Here is a 16,476-nt window from a genome sequence, read left to right as displayed (position 1 = left end):
CTACTTATAATTAATGACAAACATCAACATTCATCATGCCATCAAGAAAACCCCATAAGAGTTTTGCTCCTTTTTCAGCGCCTTGCATAACTTTCTCTTGTTCTTCTTCGTTTAAATCTGCAATAAGGTTTGCACATTCTTCAGAATGCCACTCATCAGCTTCCATATGAACGGTAAAAAATTTGAGAGAACGCTCATCATTTATTGAATAGTGTTTTTTCAGACCTTCAATTTTAGATTTAGAAACCTCTGGAGTTTGACGTTCATAAGCGTACAGAGCTCCAAGACCTTCTACAAAACCTGATCTTACAATATCAAAGTAACCGTCAACTAATTCTCGTGTCTCCTTAACCTGTGCATCCTCAAGAAGTTGAGATCGTGCTACTCCCAGTCCTTCAGCAAAACGCTGCCATAATTCTGGGTGATTCTCGTCGCCTTGTTCTTCCTCTATTAAATTACCAAGTAAAACTTGCCGCATTTTCAAATTTGGACACAAGGAATGTATACCGCTGATATAACGAGGAAAAGCAGCAACATGGTGATAATATTCCTTAGCGTAGGTTTGCAGAGCCTGCAGGCTTAAGCTACCTTCATTCCATGACTCGTAAAACGGGTGCTTTAATAAGTGTAAACTATCTAATTGATTATTAAGTGATTGAACAAATGTCATAAATAAATAGTAAATTGTTTTAGGCTACGTTTAGGTTTATCAAATGTCAAGAGGCATTTCTCACTACTACTTTAATTCCAATAAATATAAAGATAGATATGCTATAAGTTAATTTTTTAGTAAAATTGATTTTTTCTAAAATTTTATGTATTATTAAATCAATATAATGAAAAACGCAAAATGAAAGTAACAGAAGAAAATACAATAAAAATTAGGGAAGAGTTCGTAGAAGTTCAAAATGGAATGCGAATTCAAAAGATAGTGATGTCAAACTCGAAGAGCAGTGCAGATAGCAGAAAGAAAAAGCATATAGTTTACTTTCCAGGGCTTACATATACTTTTGAAAAAGAGCCAAATGAAGACAAAAGTGAATGGAATTGGGCAGCTGAAGCAGGTATGGATGTTCACCTTATTAATTTTCCTGGTTCTGGAAAAAGCAAAGGCCATTCTTTAAACGGTCGAAATCGAGTAAATGCAGGAATTGGAGTCATTTCAGATCTTCTAAAGCAAGGCATTCACCCAGACAATATAGTACTGTATGGAAGCTGTGCTGGAGGACCAATAGCTGCGGAGGTTTATAAAAAGTTTAAAAAAGATGACAATATTCATTTAAGATGCATTATCAATAAATCCTTTAGCTCATTCAAAAAACTTGTAGTGAAATTACTACACATATCAAAACCTAAATGGCTATTTCCTCCTATAATAAAATTCATACTCAAATGCTTTGGTTGGCACTTTAAGCCACACACAATAGTAAACGACATTACTCCATACACAATTTGTTTTAACTTAGAGAACGATGGCTTTATTAGTAAGCAGGCAAATATAGGTACTAAAATTGCTGACATAGAAAAAAGTCATAGGAAAAAAAACTACCAAAAAAAAGAAACTTTTGAAGGTTTTGAGCAATATAAAGAGTTTTTTATGGAGCATGCCAACTTAGCTAAAATAAAAAACCTTGAACCTGAAGTTGGAATAATGAAAAAATGCTGGAATAAGTTTCTATCGTTACTACCTATTAAGGCAGATGATATTCACTTTTCTTCGATTACAGAATTGTGCTCATCAAGTGAACACAAATACACTATTCCTGAGCTGATTTCACTCTTTTTAGAATTCACAGATAATTATTTTGAAAAGAAGGGCTCTCTCAATCAAGAGAAACAACCAGAGATAAAAACAGAAGCGATATGTGGAAAGAATAGTGAAAAAGAAATAGAGGAAAAGAAACAGTATTTTACCAATTTAAAGAATTATTCAATAAGTCAAAGTATATCTAAAAAGCTAACATCTCTGCAAATATTGAAATAAGTGTTTCTTTTGTGATTAAAAAAACATTGCATCTAGAGTATCTGCCATAAGTGATAATTTTGTGCTTTCATCATAGAGATTGTTTTCACTAGCTAATAATTTCTCACTAATTTGTGGATAAAGTTTAGAAACGTACTTCTCATAGCATTTATCTAGGCATTCTTGGTCTGTCCGTTTTGTTTTGTAGGAATGGCATTTCTGCTTACATTGATTATATCTAAATTCAATCCCTTTCTCTTTGTTTGATGCTTGTTGTTCCATAATACTCTTCAATTTAAATGATATTAATATTAGCATACAAATATGAACATTATGCTAATATCATTACTTTTTAGGTATACACGGCAAATTTATGCCTGGAAACAGTTTTTGGTTATTTCCTAGATTTTCTTTATAAAAACCAAAGGCGCCAGTTGGTTTTTATTAGCTAAGGTAAAGGTCAAATATCTGGAATTCTGGACATAAAATCCTCCTGTATAAATTAGAAAAAAATGCAGCGCACATATGACAGACGTGTGTATACGCTACGTTTTTTATTGAAAAGTTAATTGAAAGTCTGCAGACAAAGATAAATTTTTGAGCTCTTAAAATATCTCTAATCGCAATTATAATTAGATTGAAAATATGCGGAAGTAATTTTTATATAATGGAATTTTCAAACACTAACAACCAAGTACTTTAATAAGGCAAAAAGCTTATCTAAGAGAGTAGGCCTTGCAATTGTATCAATAGCGGTGGGATTGGTAGGACTCGAACCTACGACCAATTCGTTATGAGCGAACTGCTCTAACCGACTGAGCTACAATCCCTTTTATTAACACTTATAATACACGCAAAAGGAAATTTGTCTACTCGCTTATTTCACTATCAACCCAACTGTGTAAATCATTTATTGCGCCAATTTTGCGTGCAATTTCCTTACCATCTTGAAATATGATTAAAGTAGGTATAGATTGAACTCCATACTTACTTGGCACTTCAGTTTCTCCATCTATGTCAAACTTACAGATTTTGATCTTGTCTTTTCTATCCTTGGCTAACTGCTCGATACGTGGCATCAGACTTTTGCATGGTCCACACCATTCTGCCCAAAAATCTACCAGCACAAATCCTTTGTGGTTAGCAACTTCAGATTCGAAATTTTGATCATTTACCGCTTTAATATCATCACTCATAAAATACCTAAATTTTTATAAATATAGCGTATCAATTAACAGCTGATCAACTAAATTTTTCTGGATTCAAGTGAAGTGATTACATCTGATGATTAAAGATATCTACACTCCCCCAACCCATTGAATCTAGCTCAATACGAGTAGGAAGAAATGCAAAGCACTTTTCGGCTAATTCTTTTCTATTTTCACGTTCTAGCATTAAATCTAGCTTTTCCTTTATTCTATGAAGATATAAAACATCAGATGCAGCATAACTTTTTTGCTTGTCTGTTAAATTTTCATTTCCCCAATCAGAAGATTGTTGTTGCTTGTTTAGTTTTATATCAAGTAGTTCTAAGCACAACTCTTTTAAGCTATGACTATCTGTATAAGTGCGAACTAAACGTGAGGCTATTTTCGTGCAATAGCAAGGCAGTGCCCAGGTTTTTAAATAATAATGTATTATGCTTACATCAAATCGCGCAAAGTGAAATATTTTGGTTATATTTTTATCCTCTAATATTTTTCTCAAATTTGGAGCTGTATAATCGTTTTTGAATTGAATCAAATGAGCGTTGCCATCACCAAAAGAAAGCTGCACAAGGCATAATCTATCTCTGCTATGCAGTAGCCCCATTGCCTCTGTATCAACAGCTATAGATTTTATATCACTTGGTATTGCACTGGCTGGCAGGTCGTCTTTATATACAAATATTCTCATAAATTTAATATGTTTTATGACACATATAATAATCAAAAATGAGCTTTAAGTATACGAAAAGATCATAGAAAATTGGCTCTCATGATTTTCATGCATGTAGGGTTTACAAATTATGATACGCACCTATAATAAGAATAAGCAGAATTTAACTGCGGGAGTAGCTCAGTTGGTAGAGCGCAACCTTGCCAAGGTTGAGGTCGAGGGTTCGAACCCCTTCTCCCGCTCTTTGAGTTTTAATCACACTTAATCATAAAAAAATGAATTGATTTATCTAAGAAATTTAGCTCTACTAGAAAAGTTTTTTAGAAATTTATATTTAAGGAGATTATATGAAAAAAGATGATGCTGATGCTATAGCCCGTTTAACAGTTTTAGGCATAGGAGCAACAACAATAGGAGCACTTACAGGTTTAGGACTCAGTTTTACAGCTTTATCACCATTGGTAATGGGTGGAATTATTGCTGCAATTCCGGTAGCCTTACTTTCATGTATAATAATTTATAATGACAATTTTTCCAAAGAAGTTTTTTTTATTGGTGCTTGTTTATGTGCTGCAAGCTTTGCAACTGGAGTTAGTCTTGCTGCAACTGCTGTTTTCCCTGGTGCAATGCTTGGAATGGGATCGGCAGCTTTAGCAGGTGCGGTGATAGCACCCATAGCATTAATCGCAGGGTTACTTGTAACACGTGTTATTGAATCAATAGCTGAAAAAGTGAATGATTATATTATATCACGTATAGTTGAAAAAGTTGGAAAATGTTTTTCTTCAAAAGAGGAAGAAAACGGGCTAGTTAAAGAATAATTAAAAAAAGTTGTTTGACGTTAACGTTTAGTTTTCTTTATAATTTCCTTTGTGAAAGAAGAAAGATGCTTATTTGTAACGATAGCTGGTTTGCCAAATGCTGGAAAGTCAACGCTAATTAACAGCATCGTAGGCAAGAAAATTGCAATTGTCACCCCTAAAGTGCAGACAACAAGGACGCAGGTAAGGGGTGTTGCTATATGCAACAATGCGCAAATTGTTTTTACTGACTCTCCAGGAGTGTTTTCAGCAGAAACAAATCTTGAAAAAGCTTTAGTCAAATCTGCATGGGGAGCAGTTAAGGATAGTGACATTACTTTGTTGCTTATTGATGTAAACAATTACCTAAAAAATATAGAAAGAATAAAAACGATATTTGCACGACTGGAGCGCACAAAAGGCAGATGCATTTTGGTTATCAATAAAACTGATTTAGTAAAGAAATCAGAGCTCAAGATGGCACATGAGCACCTAAATTTGCTTTATAAGTTTGAAAAAATTTTTACGATATCGGCACTGAAGAATGATGGACTTTCTAATTTGATGAATTACTTATCTGAAATTGCACCGATAAGCCCTTGGTTCTATGAAGAAGATCAAGTAACCGATTCCTCAGCTGATTTTTTATCAGCAGAAATTACAAGAGAGAAGTTATTCTTGAACCTACGTGAAGAATTGCCATACTCTACAGCTGTTATAACTGAACAATTTGAGGAAAAAAAAGATAAGAGTTTAGTCATAAAACAGATCATATTTGTATTGAAAGATAATCATAAGAAAATAGTGCTAGGAAAAGACGGCAGTAGCATAAAAAAAATTAATATCGAGGCGCGTACAGAATTGGAAAAGTTATTTGAGTGTAAAGTTCATCTCTTTTTGTTCGTAAAAGTGCGACCTTGGACTGATCGCCCTGAGGAATATATAAGTAATGCTTAATTCTTTGTTGGTATTTGATATTGAAACTATACCAGATGTAAATTCCTGCAAGAATTTACTAAATATTAGTGATGATAGCAGTGTAGAAGAAAAGAGGAACGCATTAACAAAATATCATCTTGAAATAACAAACGGGCAAAACTCTTTTCTGCGTCAGCCCTTCCACCTTGTTGTAGTTATTAGTTTTTTACTTTGTAATATAACACGCCAGAGCGGTTATGAAATGTTCACACTACAAGAAATAAGATCTGGAGGCACAGTAAACTCCAATGAAAAAGAGCTAGTAAAGGGATTTTTTAACTACATATCAGAGAAAAAGCCAAGACTAGTTTCGTTCAATGGGCGCACTTTTGATATACCGGTACTGAAGTACCGTGCTATGGTTCATGGCACTCAAGCAGAATATTTTCACAAAGCTGGCGATAAGTGGAATAGTTACAATCAGAGGTACAGTAGTGATTGGCATTGTGATTTGCTTGAATCTCTCTCTGATTTTGGAGCTTCTGCAAGAATGAAGATGAACGAAGTTTGCGCAGCACTTAATCTTCCCGGTAAGATTGGAGTTGATGGTTCACAAGTTATGGATTTATACGATAGTGGAAAAATACAAGAGATTCGCGATTATTGCGAAACAGATGTGATTAACACCTATTTGATTTACTTGAAGTTCATGCATCATCAAGGAAGAATTACTACAGAAAGCTATAATAAGAGCATAGAAGAACTGCTTTTAGAATGCGAAAAAAAAGAACACCTAAAGAAATTTAAAGAAGAATGGAAAATAACTTCTGGTGAAAATTTTTATATTGAATTTAAATGAGTAGATGCTACAGAGCAATCTAATGATTGCTCTGTATAGTAGTTATAAACTCCTTGTAGTAGAAAAGACATTTTGATGTACCCTTTGCTTAACTTCTGCTTGTTCAAGCTTAGAAAAATTTTCTAAGTTTTTATCTTGGTATTCCTTTTTTACTTTCTCGAAAAAATTTTGTCCACCAAGAATATAATTACCTAAATTAGCAGCATAATATTGAGCATTACCTAAAACTGCACAGTTAATTCGACTTAATATTCTCGAAGGGTAATAAAAGAGAGAAACGTTATTGTTCGATCGGAAATCCTCTTCATCCATTATTTTAATGGCTTCATGATAACCATCTATTTGATGAACAAAATATCCTTCAGGTACTGATATTCTCAATTGTGCACCTACATGAGCATAACCACAAATACCAGGTGATACCGCTGGTACTGGGTCTTGTCTATGTTGAGTTACTCTAATGGTTTTTTCTTGAAGAACATCATTATAAAATTCACTAGCAGTAAGATCAAAAACTCGTGGATCACCAAAAGTTGCAACATGAACATCTTCAGCTCCTTCTGTTTTATTGAGGCATAAAGCAGCTATCTTAGCAATAGCTCCTCCCATACTGTGACCTGTGAGATTAATTTTAAAATCCTTGATTTCTGATCCCTGTTTTTCAGCATGAGATTTTAAAATGCCATACAGATTAGGCCATGAATCCATAAATGAATTATAGAAACCACAATGAATTCTTCCACCTTCAGGTAAAAATTCCGAAGTAGCAAAAAGTACATTTATATCAGTAATTCCATCATTAAAACTCTGGCTCAGACGAGTACCATGGTAGGCTATTGTTATTTCTTTACCTTTTATAAAAACGTGACCAGCATCTTTTTCAAAGCTATTACCAAATGGAATAATTTCATAACCTTCGCTGATGAGTTCAGCTCTAGTTTTATACATTTTTTCAGTAGATGGAACAATTTCAAAATCTTCTACAATTTCAAATTCAGTTTTGTATACTCTTTGAGCTAGGTTGTTACATCTTTTTTTACTTAATTTACCATCATCATCGCCATAGCTTATCTTGCAGAAATTACCCATTTCTAATAATTTCTCTCTATCAAATCCTGCAATTTTTACAATACTTTCATCTATTTTATAGTCAGAAGGTAAAGAACATGGCTCATTTGGATCAGCACGATTTATAAATTCATAATCTTCAATGATCTCAAATTCATCGTCATATTCTTTCATCTCGTATTTGCCATCATCTACTGAAATAGAGTCTGGCTGTTCAGTATTACCTGGCTCTGAGCCTGTAGCAGCACCTGTAGTGCTAAACCAATTGCGTAAAAAACTAAAATCCATAAGTACCCCAATCTGTCAAAAATAAAACAATAATCTACCAACTATAATACAAATTAATATTATTGTCAACAATTTATATTAATAATTTAATCTTTTTATGCTTTTACTTTGAGTAAATTTTACTTCCATAGAATAAGTATAGAGTTATAATACACTAACAAGCAAACCTCTGTACTAAATTTTGGTTAATATAAGCGTTGAGCGTATTAAGAAAGTTGCTTTTAAAGTATTGCATTTTACTTTTATTTTCGCTATAAGGTTGCTTTAAGTTGGATTTTCAACACCTTTATACTATTTATGTTATGATTTTAAAATTTTTTGGGGGCACTTCATGAAAAAATCTATTTATACTAGAACTGCTCTAGCTTCTCTATTGACTTTATGTTCTTTCAGTGGCTTTGCTGCTGACTTTTCTGACGAGAGTATGAAGGAAGTAAAAAAGCAAGAGAGTAACGAGTCAATCAAAACTTCTGGAAAGATGGAAGTGATGAAGACGTCAAATAAGAAACTAAAAGAAAAAATGGACAGGATATGTAATGCTGATCCAAGAAAAAAAGCCGAGGAGCTTAAGAAAAAAGAAGAACTAAGATTAGCAGCTGAGCAGAAGAAAAAAGAGGAGTTAAAATTAGCAGCTGAACAAAAGAAGAAAAAAGAAGAGTTAAAATTAGTAGCAAAACAAAAGAAAAAAGATGAAATTAGGCTAGCAAAAGAGAAAAAAGCAAAGTTTATAGAGGATTCAAAGGCGAAAGCTCTAAGCACTAAAAATTCTAATGTAGAAAAGTCAAAAATTAAGGGTTCTAAAACTAAGAATGCTAAAATTGAAGCTAAAGATATAAAAAAGGATGTAAAAGTTGTTAACAGCAATACAGAGGAAAAAGGTAAGGCAAGTCCTGTTGTTTCAGTTGGTGGGGTTGATATTATCAATACCAATCAAGGGGATGGTTTAAGAATAACTTTCGGTGGCGTTGTTGATTCTCAAGGTTATGGTAACCATGGGCTAAGTGGCTATAACCATTATAATATTATGCCAGGTAAATCTACAGATTATTTTAACAATACTCCAGATAGTATAAAAGGAGCAAATCCAATATTTCCTAAAGGGATAGGGAATATTGGTGATTACAGTGAAAACATGGGCATGATTTCAGATGCAATATTGCACTTAAGAGCTGAAAATAAAAATGAGGATATTGGTCTTCGTTATGGTGCCGATGTACAATTCCATGTTCCAGTTACTGAAGGTAAAGGAGCTTCACAAGGCGTAAATGCTGCAAGAGGTAGAAGTGCGCATGTATTCTTAAATTCACAATATGGTGATCTGAAACTTGGCTATCAGTTTGGTCCTGAGTCTCTGATGAGACTTGATGCAACAAGAATTGCAACTGTTGATGGAGCTGCAGATAGTGACTGGTTCAGAAAAGTAAACTTAGAAGGAAGTGCTGCAAACTTTCCATTTTACGTAACACCACGTCTTTACACTGAAAGCTTCTCGAGCGAGAGCGAAAAACTCTCCTTCCGTATGGCAGGAAAATACAACAAAGAGGTTATGACCACATTGCCATTTAGAGCTGCTTACTACTCGCCGAATTATATGGGTGCAAGATTTGGTCTTAGCTACTCACCTCGCTACGATAGTGGTTTATCCGTTGTAAAAGAAATAGCTCCAGATTTCCTCAAAGATTCAAATAATAAGGTAACAGGGGTAAAGAATGAGGAAACGTTAAGACATGTTGGACCAGATTACCAGCATATAATAAGTGCTGGTGCATCATATGAATATGACTTTAGTAAACATAATGTAAAAGTTAAAACTTCCGTAGTTGGTGAATATGGGGTTTCAAAGCAACCGAGTAAAGATAAGCATCTTTATAAGGAATTTGTAGAGTACAATGACCTGATGGGTGTTAATTTGGGTGTAAGCGCTGATTATAAGATTGATGAAGGTCAAAATATAAAATTCGCTGCTTCTTTTGCATATTTAGGCAAATCTGGTCAACCGAAGAGTATCAAGGAACTCGACCCTGCTTCAAAAGAATATAAAGAGACTACTGATATTGCTAGAAAAAATGGCTTAAAGCAATTTAATGACAAGGACACCATGTATTGGACTGCAGGTGCTGGTTATCAATATGAGAATGTTTATACAAGCTTGACATACTTTGGCAGTACAATGAATGATAAAGATATGCTTCATGATGTTGCACTTGGTGTTCAGTATGATCTATCTTCTTGCAATAAGAGCAAGTTTGTTCCTTATGCAGCCTTACATTATTTTATGACTGATGAAAAAGGTGCGCTGAAAGACCAAAAAGGTACTGATGTACCTTCTAACCAAGGAATTCTTCTACTAACTGGTGTGAAGTTTTCTTTCTAATTTGTTCTAGTAATACACACCACAACTTGAATGTGGTGTGTGTCTTGTCTGTTAGTGTTTATTTGTCGATCAAATAAACATAAGCCAGTGCGTAACAAACTCTACGGGTATTTATTCTATTCACACAATAAGTAATGTCATCCCAGTCACAGCTGTACGAAAATTGTGGCAATTTGCATAGTAAATGGTGTCATCCCAGTGCTTGACACTAGGATCCATTTTTCCATCATCATCAGAAACGTTGTATTTTAACATTACTTTTATACTCGTAAATTTAACTGGATGCCAATGTATGGGAGCTGGCATGACACCCTATGGCTACTCAGATAATGGATAAATTATCATAATCCCTTACCTATCGAACGTTTTCAAATTCAATCAATTAAGCAGTATGCAAACCAAACTAAAAAACCATTTAACTGGAGAATTACTTACCATCGCTACTTGCTGGAAATTAACACTTGTAAGTGGGGAGGTAATGGGATTCACTGACTATGATGAAGATTTAAATCTCAATAATATACTCTATAAATCTTCAAGCGGTTTTATAGCCAGCAGTATAATATTAAATAGCGATTTGAGAACTGATAATATAGAAATTGAAGGAATATTAAATAGTGCTGATATTAAAGAAAAAGATGTTTTATCAGGAAGGCATGACTTTGCAAATATTGAAATATTTCTTGTGAATTATAAAGATTTGAGTCAGGGAATTATGAATTTGCATGCAGGAACTTTTGGTAAAGTAACATTAAATAGTGGGAGGTTTATCGCTGAAATTAGAGGTCTTGCGACAAAGCTTGAGAGAAGCATAACAGAGCTATATTCTCCTGTATGCAGGGCACAATTTTGCGATGATAGATGTAAAGCTGATGCTAAAAAGTTTAGTAGAATGAGCACAATTACTAAAGTGATAGATGAAAGAAGATTTGAAGACACTAATTTAATCGAAAGCGATGGATATTATAAGCACGGAGTGGTAAAATTCTTTAGTTCAGCAACATTTGAAGTTGTAGTTAAAGAATACAAAAATAAAGTAGTTACATTATTTGCTTCTCCTCCATATCAAATTTCTACCGGAGATAAATATTCGATACTTGCAGGTTGTGATAAAGCGTTTTTAACGTGCAAAAACAAGTTTAACAATACTGTGAATTTCCGTGGCGAACCATATATACCAGTTGTTTAGCAGCATAATTTTTAATATTATGAATAAGTATGGAAAGGTGGCTGAGCGGTCTAAAGCACACGCTTGGAAAGCGTGCACATATGAAAATATGTCGGGGGTTCGAATCCCCCCTTTTCCGCACATTATTTCTAGTGTAACATAGGATTTTCCGTTTTGTTCTTGAACGTAATAACCATATAGCATTAGCACTTCAGCTCCGCAATTTTTCAGAGTCATCTACGTCAATAAAAGAATAGAGTTGATGTTCATCAAGTTGCAGAGCCTTCTTGATTTTTGATGACGAAGAGTAGTTGTTATCATAGAAATACATCCAGTAGCCAGCATACCTTCCCTATTCCTAATAATCTCTTGCAATACTATACTTAGTCTGTGTCATTTCTCACGAGCATCAGCAAACTGGTATGTACTAGCTCGAGAATTAACTGTCAAACTTTTATTTTAGTATTTTTCCTCCATTTCTAAAAACCACCTCTCTATATTTCTATGCATAAACAGAATTAAATTTCCTTCATATATCGTAGTTACACTAGAATATTCTATACCTGACTTAGAAATACAATCGTGGGCGATTAAAATCAGCTCATATTGTTCTTTGCAATCTCCATCAAGTACAATGAAAATTCCAATTATAGGACCAAACGTTTCGTGATTTAACAATACAGGAATTCCACTCTTTTTATAATCTTCTAGCAAAAAAACGTTTTTACTCTCTTTAAGAACTATGTTTTTTGCTTTATCCAGTTTTCTAAAGAGCATTCTTCTTTTCCTACCTAATCCGAAATACTCTTTTTCTGTATCCTCAAACAACTTCATAACTCCATAGAACAACAACTTTGTAATATAGTTTTTTACAAAAGCTAAAACAAGTAATATATATTATACACCCCTTCTTCCTCTTCACCTTAACAATTCTTTATTGAAAATTTCAGAAAAATGTTTTATAATTATTAGTAGATTTCGGTAAAACTTATGGCAAACGCTAATTTAGCTTTCAGTAAAGAAACTTTACAGCATTTTGCTAAGCTAGTTGAGCTCACTAAGCAGCCCACTCAAGAATTAGCAGACAGGCTATTTAAAGAAGCAATAGATCGTGAAATGGAAGATTTTTTACTATCTGTAGTTGCTGATCAATATGATATTGAAAATGAAAAAAAAACTAAAAGTGAGGACGTGGATTGGAATACACTATTATCTTCCTAGACAGTGTTCTTGAAGAAGATCTTCCAAATCTTCCAAAAAAAGTACGGTCAAGAGCTATAGATGCAATAAAAGAGCGACTTACAGTTAATCCAATTGATTTTGGTGAATCGTTTTGTTACAAACTCAAAGGGTTCAGAAGACTAAGGGTTGGCGACTATCGTATCATGTATTATACAGACACCAAAAAACATGAAGTAACTATCGTTACAATAGGACATAGAGACACTATTTACGAGAAGGCTCTTAAAGTACTAAATAACTATGTTTTTCAATAAACTCTGTTTCGTTAAGTAAGGAAATTATAAATATATTATTATACAGCCCTCCTTCCTGATCCATTCTTCACCTTAGGTGGCTTTGCTCAGCTCAAAAATAACTCATTTTTTTCGCTACCCCCTATAATTTTACTACTCTACAGACTATAAAATCGATGCTAATAACGGATTAGAGATAAACGTTGCAAAGAATCGCAGTGGCTCAACCGGAAAGGTTACAGTAAGTTAATACTGGAAGGATATTAGTATGAAGCCTCAGACTCGTAAATGTCTTTTCTGTGTTTTATTGAAACAATGGTTACTTCATACTTTGCAGCATTTACATGATACGATAATCACCAGTTCTCAATCTTCTGTATCCTTTGAGTTTGTAACAAAACGATTCACCAAAATCAATTGGATTAACTGTAAGTCGCTCTTTTACTATCTCTTCAACTCTTAACTTTATTGTTTTTGGAAAAGCTCTTCTTACCAACATTTTTCAGGAATTTAATCTTATACCGCTTTAGTCCCACCTATAGTGGTAAGATTATCTACTTATTCTTGTATGGGAATTTACCAATTATTAAGACATTAAGTGTAGTAAAAATATATTCTAATAGTATGGAAAAATAAAATGACACGTAAACAAAATGTAAAAGATAAAGTTATATTTTTAGATAGTTTGCGTAACAAAACAATAGGTGAGCTTTCGATTTTTTGGACAAAAACCCAAATGTCGAAATCTTTGATTGGATAAGTAACAATACTAGTCATAGCCTAAAGCATAGAAGAGGTTACAATATTAGTAATAACATGAAACTTAGGTGCATAGGTGTAGGAATTGGTTTAGTTGCTGGTCTAGTTGCAGCATGTTGTTTAGTGCAAGAAACTTTAGCTCTTATTGGCGGTTCTGGTGTAGTGTTGATTGCATTTGCTATAGTTGGTGCGTTACTTGGAGCTGGAGCGGGCTATGTTGTAGGTAAATGCCTTGATAAAATTAAGGTTACAAATATGCAAAGAGAAATAAATTATTAAAGGTTCGTGTTGTATTCTGAATTTCTTTCAATACTTAAAGATTTACAATCAGAGCAAACTACCTGGCCACGTGGAACTGATTTCAGCTCATCAGTTGAAACTTTACTTGAGCAGAATATGCATTTTATTTTATCACTTGGGGCGAGTGAATGATCAACAGCAATTCTATCATCAAAAACAAAACACTCGCCCTCCCAACTACCACTTTTGTTGTGAGTTTTTTCAAGGTAGGAAAGAATACCGCCTTTAAGGTGATAAACATCGTTAAATCCAAGGCTTTTCATATATGCTGTAGATTTCTCACATCTGATTCCACCAGTGCAGTACATAGCCACTTTCAGGTCTTTACTCTCAGAAAATGACTCTGCCCACTGAGGAAAATCTCGAAAACGCTGAGTATGTGGATTGATTGCATTTTTAAACTTGCCTAGTTTTACTTCGTAATCATTTCGTGTGTCTATCACTAAAACATCAGGTTGAGAGATAAAATCATCCCAATAATCTGGATCAATGTACTGACCTCTAACGGAAGTATCGAGATTACTTACACCAAGATTCACAATTTCTCTTTTTAATCTCACTTTCATCTTACTAAATGGTTGATATTCTGCTGCACTCTCTTTCCATGTAAGGTCCCTTAGTCTATAATCAGAACATAGAAAATCTAATATTTTATCAATCGCGTTTCTTTCACCAGATACGGTTGCATTAATACCCTCTTCTGCAAGGAGTATAGTACCCTTTAATTCGACATTGTCGCATGCAACTTTTATTTCATCTTTCATGTCATAATAATTAGAGAGTTTTACAAAATGATAGAAAGTTGCAATGACAAAACTCATAATTAATTAGTTTATCGATTTAAAACATAATATATAAAATTATGAAGATATTCAATAGGACGGCTGTTAATTACTGGATATCTTTAGTTTTTGCATATAACATTTTAATATCAAATATAGATTCAAGTTAATGTTTCTGAGAGTATTTAAAAATATATTCTTGTTTTTAGTAAGTGTATTATTTGTCTGCCCTATACTATCGTTAATATCGATTCTATTTACAGAATCAGCAAACTCTGGATGGGTAATTAGTAGACTTTTTACTGAATATATACTCAATACGTTAATTTTGATGGTAGGAGTAGGGTTAATATCCTTTATATTTGGAGTAATTCCAGCTTGGCTTACTACATTTTTTTCGTTTCCCGGAAGTAGAATTTTTGAGATTGCCTTATTCTTTCCGATATCAATTCCTGGATATATAGTATCGTTTGTTTATGTAAATACGCTAGAGTTTTCAGGTCCGATTCAGAGCTTGTTAAGAGATACTTTTCAATTGGGCAAAGGTGACTATTGGTTTCCCGAGATCAAATCCCTAGGTGGTGGAATATTAGTAATGGGATTTAGTCTATATCCATACGTTTATATGTTGGTCCGCTCAAGTCTAAAGAGCGTTAGTAACTCAGTCACTATTGCATCAACACTTGGGTTCTCCTCATTACAGAGTCTGTTTTCTGTCATCATACCCTCCATACGTCCATCAATTATAGCTGGGTTATCCTTGGTACTAATGGAAGTAATTACAGATTTCGGCACACCACAGTTTCTTGCTATCGATACTTTCACGACAGGAATATACCGTACTTGGTTTTTATTGCATGACAAATATTCAACTACTGTTTTGGCAGTTGCAGAACTGATTTTCGTTGCAACACTAATAGTTATCGAGAAAAAACTACAAAAAAGAGAAATATCTTACTCTTCAATCAATACTAATGCAGATTATCACAATAAACGTAGTATAAACGGTTCTATATCGTTGATCTTTTCTTATCTTATGTGTTTATTGCCGATATTAATAGGCTTTATTTTACCAATGATTCCACTTATATATTGGAGCATAGAGAAAGGCTTTTTCATATACGAAGCAAGATTTTACAATATAATAACAAACAGTATTAGTTTATCATTTATTACCGCGCTAATCTCGATCAGCATTGCAATAATTATTGGATATACAGCACGTAAAAATAAGGTAATAAGCAATATAGCACGTCTCATTTCTCTTGGATATGCAATTCCAAATGCAATTATTGCGATTAGCATAATAATATTTTTAAGCAGAATATCTTCTTTCATTACTCAATATATTGTAGAAATTAGCTTGGTAGGAACTATTGGCGCATTAGTTTACTCATATTTATTTCGTTTTTTTGCTATATCTTTCAAGGCGATAGAGTCGGGACTCAAAAAAACACCAAATGAAATTGAATGGACTGCATATACTATGGGTCATGGGCCTATTTCCACGTGCCTGAATATTCATATTCCCCTTATCAAGAAAAGCATACTATCGGGATTTCTGCTCGTGTTTATGGATACGGTAAAAGAACTCACGGCAACACTAATTATCAGACCATTTAATTTTGAAACTATATCAACTAGAGTATATGAACTTGTCAGCGATGAGCGTTACAGAGAAGCTGCCCCATTTTCGTTAATGATAGTTATTATAGGTTTAACCTCTACAATAATCTTATTCACACTTGATGATAAGAATCAAAAATAAACTATTTTGCATCTGTTCAGCAGAGTAACAAAATAAGATAGACGAAAAAAGACAACTATAGAAGCAAATGGTCAGT

18 protein-coding genes, 3 tRNA genes and 1 pseudogene are annotated in these 16,476 nt (G+C 33.7%); 12 read left to right on the top strand and 10 right to left on the bottom strand.

Going from position 1 to position 16,476, the window contains the following annotated elements; genetic code table 11:
• Positions 1-10 precede the first annotated feature (10 nt).
• On the bottom strand, positions 11-670 hold the full coding sequence (locus ABWU33_RS00850; protein ID WP_250120027.1) for a CADD family putative folate metabolism protein: 660 nt from the start codon (positions 668-670) through the stop codon (positions 11-13).
• A 180-nt stretch (positions 671-850) separates the two neighbouring features.
• Between ABWU33_RS00850 and ABWU33_RS00845 the strand changes: the two genes are divergently transcribed.
• Positions 851-1,984, top strand: coding sequence for an alpha/beta hydrolase (locus ABWU33_RS00845; protein ID WP_211908652.1), 1,134 nt, complete (start codon positions 851-853; stop codon positions 1,982-1,984).
• A 15-nt stretch (positions 1,985-1,999) separates the two neighbouring features.
• Here the strand turns inward: ABWU33_RS00845 and ABWU33_RS00840 are convergent, their stop codons facing one another.
• From ABWU33_RS00840 to ABWU33_RS00825, 4 genes are all read right to left on the bottom strand, one after another.
• A complete protein-coding gene (locus tag ABWU33_RS00840) occupies positions 2,000-2,245 on the bottom strand; it encodes a hypothetical protein (protein ID WP_246433250.1) in 246 nt (81 codons plus the stop codon).
• A gap of 474 nt (positions 2,246-2,719) precedes the next feature.
• Positions 2,720-2,793 (bottom strand) — tRNA-Ile (locus tag ABWU33_RS00835).
• A 39-nt stretch (positions 2,794-2,832) separates the two neighbouring features.
• The gene (gene trxA / locus ABWU33_RS00830) at positions 2,833-3,159 is read right to left on the bottom strand and encodes a thioredoxin (RefSeq protein ID WP_064085368.1); all 327 of its coding nucleotides are present in this window, start codon (positions 3,157-3,159) and stop codon (positions 2,833-2,835) included.
• 79 nt (positions 3,160-3,238) lie between these two features.
• Complete coding sequence (locus ABWU33_RS00825) at positions 3,239-3,859, bottom strand: ribonuclease D (RefSeq protein ID WP_250120026.1); 621 nt, start codon at positions 3,857-3,859, stop codon at positions 3,239-3,241.
• Positions 3,860-4,010: 151 nt separating this feature from the next.
• Here ABWU33_RS00825 and ABWU33_RS00820 point away from each other — a divergent pair.
• The 4 genes from ABWU33_RS00820 to ABWU33_RS00805 all read left to right on the top strand — a co-directional run bounded on the left by ABWU33_RS00820 (position 4,011) and on the right by ABWU33_RS00805 (position 6,418).
• Positions 4,011-4,083: transfer RNA gene (locus ABWU33_RS00820), tRNA-Gly, on the top strand.
• Positions 4,084-4,188: 105 nt separating this feature from the next.
• Complete coding sequence (locus ABWU33_RS00815; RefSeq protein WP_353280837.1) at positions 4,189-4,662, top strand: hypothetical protein; 474 nt, start codon at positions 4,189-4,191, stop codon at positions 4,660-4,662.
• 51 nt (positions 4,663-4,713) lie between these two features.
• On the top strand, positions 4,714-5,598 hold the full coding sequence (era, locus tag ABWU33_RS00810) for a GTPase Era (protein ID WP_353280836.1): 885 nt from the start codon (positions 4,714-4,716) through the stop codon (positions 5,596-5,598).
• Entirely contained in the window at positions 5,591-6,418 is an 828-nt protein-coding gene (locus ABWU33_RS00805; protein WP_211908662.1) for a 3'-5' exonuclease, read from the top strand. The genes era and ABWU33_RS00805 overlap by 8 nt, the downstream gene beginning before the upstream one ends.
• A gap of 42 nt (positions 6,419-6,460) precedes the next feature.
• Here the strand turns inward: ABWU33_RS00805 and ABWU33_RS00800 are convergent, their stop codons facing one another.
• The gene (locus tag ABWU33_RS00800; protein ID WP_353280835.1) at positions 6,461-7,774 is read right to left on the bottom strand and encodes a lipase family protein; all 1,314 of its coding nucleotides are present in this window, start codon (positions 7,772-7,774) and stop codon (positions 6,461-6,463) included.
• A gap of 331 nt (positions 7,775-8,105) precedes the next feature.
• Between ABWU33_RS00800 and ABWU33_RS00795 the strand changes: the two genes are divergently transcribed.
• Positions 8,106-10,148, top strand: coding sequence for a porin (locus ABWU33_RS00795; RefSeq protein WP_211908666.1), 2,043 nt, complete (start codon positions 8,106-8,108; stop codon positions 10,146-10,148).
• Positions 10,149-10,268: 120 nt separating this feature from the next.
• Here ABWU33_RS00795 and ABWU33_RS00790 read toward each other — a convergent pair whose 3' ends face one another.
• Positions 10,269-10,454 carry a hypothetical protein gene (locus tag ABWU33_RS00790; protein ID WP_211908668.1) on the bottom strand — a complete coding sequence of 62 codons (186 nt, stop codon included), beginning with the start codon at positions 10,452-10,454 and terminating at the stop codon, positions 10,269-10,271.
• A gap of 85 nt (positions 10,455-10,539) precedes the next feature.
• Here ABWU33_RS00790 and ABWU33_RS00785 point away from each other — a divergent pair, with 85 nt between their 5' ends.
• Both ABWU33_RS00785 and ABWU33_RS00780 read left to right on the top strand, forming a co-directional pair.
• Positions 10,540-11,337 (top strand): DUF2163 domain-containing protein, encoded by a 798-nt coding sequence (locus ABWU33_RS00785; protein WP_211908670.1) that lies wholly within the window; start codon positions 10,540-10,542, stop codon positions 11,335-11,337.
• Between the two features lie 31 nt (positions 11,338-11,368).
• Positions 11,369-11,455: transfer RNA gene (locus ABWU33_RS00780), tRNA-Ser, on the top strand.
• A gap of 320 nt (positions 11,456-11,775) precedes the next feature.
• On the opposite strand, the gene ABWU33_RS00775 is transcribed toward ABWU33_RS00780, so the two are convergent.
• Positions 11,776-12,150, bottom strand: coding sequence for a hypothetical protein (locus ABWU33_RS00775; protein WP_211907484.1), 375 nt, complete (start codon positions 12,148-12,150; stop codon positions 11,776-11,778).
• A gap of 156 nt (positions 12,151-12,306) precedes the next feature.
• On the opposite strand from ABWU33_RS00775, the gene ABWU33_RS00770 reads away from it, so the two are divergent.
• Together ABWU33_RS00770 and ABWU33_RS00765 are read left to right on the top strand one after the other, a co-directional pair.
• Positions 12,307-12,537, top strand: coding sequence for a hypothetical protein (locus ABWU33_RS00770; RefSeq protein WP_250120097.1), 231 nt, complete (start codon positions 12,307-12,309; stop codon positions 12,535-12,537).
• The gene (locus ABWU33_RS00765; RefSeq protein WP_250120098.1) at positions 12,513-12,812 is read left to right on the top strand and encodes a type II toxin-antitoxin system RelE family toxin; all 300 of its coding nucleotides are present in this window, start codon (positions 12,513-12,515) and stop codon (positions 12,810-12,812) included. The genes ABWU33_RS00770 and ABWU33_RS00765 overlap by 25 nt, the downstream gene beginning before the upstream one ends.
• 319 nt (positions 12,813-13,131) lie before the next feature.
• Here ABWU33_RS00765 and ABWU33_RS00760 read toward each other — a convergent pair whose 3' ends face one another.
• Positions 13,132-13,290 (bottom strand): type II toxin-antitoxin system RelE family toxin, encoded by a 159-nt coding sequence (locus ABWU33_RS00760; protein ID WP_019236727.1) that lies wholly within the window; start codon positions 13,288-13,290, stop codon positions 13,132-13,134.
• A 138-nt stretch (positions 13,291-13,428) separates the two neighbouring features.
• Between ABWU33_RS00760 and ABWU33_RS00755 the strand changes: the two are divergent.
• Positions 13,429-13,829 (top strand): annotated as a pseudogene (locus ABWU33_RS00755) (hypothetical protein).
• Here ABWU33_RS00755 and ABWU33_RS00750 read toward each other — a convergent pair.
• A complete protein-coding gene (locus ABWU33_RS00750; protein ID WP_211907487.1) occupies positions 13,826-14,671 on the bottom strand; it encodes a rhodanese-related sulfurtransferase in 846 nt (281 codons plus the stop codon). The pseudogene ABWU33_RS00755 and the gene ABWU33_RS00750 overlap by 4 nt on opposite strands.
• Before the next feature lie 130 nt (positions 14,672-14,801).
• Between ABWU33_RS00750 and ABWU33_RS00745 the strand changes: the two genes are divergently transcribed.
• Entirely contained in the window at positions 14,802-16,400 is a 1,599-nt protein-coding gene (locus tag ABWU33_RS00745) for an ABC transporter permease (RefSeq protein WP_353280831.1), read from the top strand.
• Positions 16,401-16,476: the final 76 nt, after the last annotated feature.

The organism is Wolbachia endosymbiont (group B) of Cyclophora punctaria, assembly GCF_964028235.1.
Classification (GTDB): Bacteria; Pseudomonadota; Alphaproteobacteria; order Rickettsiales; family Anaplasmataceae; genus Wolbachia.
The sequence above is the reverse complement of the archived record's forward strand: the minus strand, read 5'-3'. Positions and strand labels throughout refer to the sequence as shown.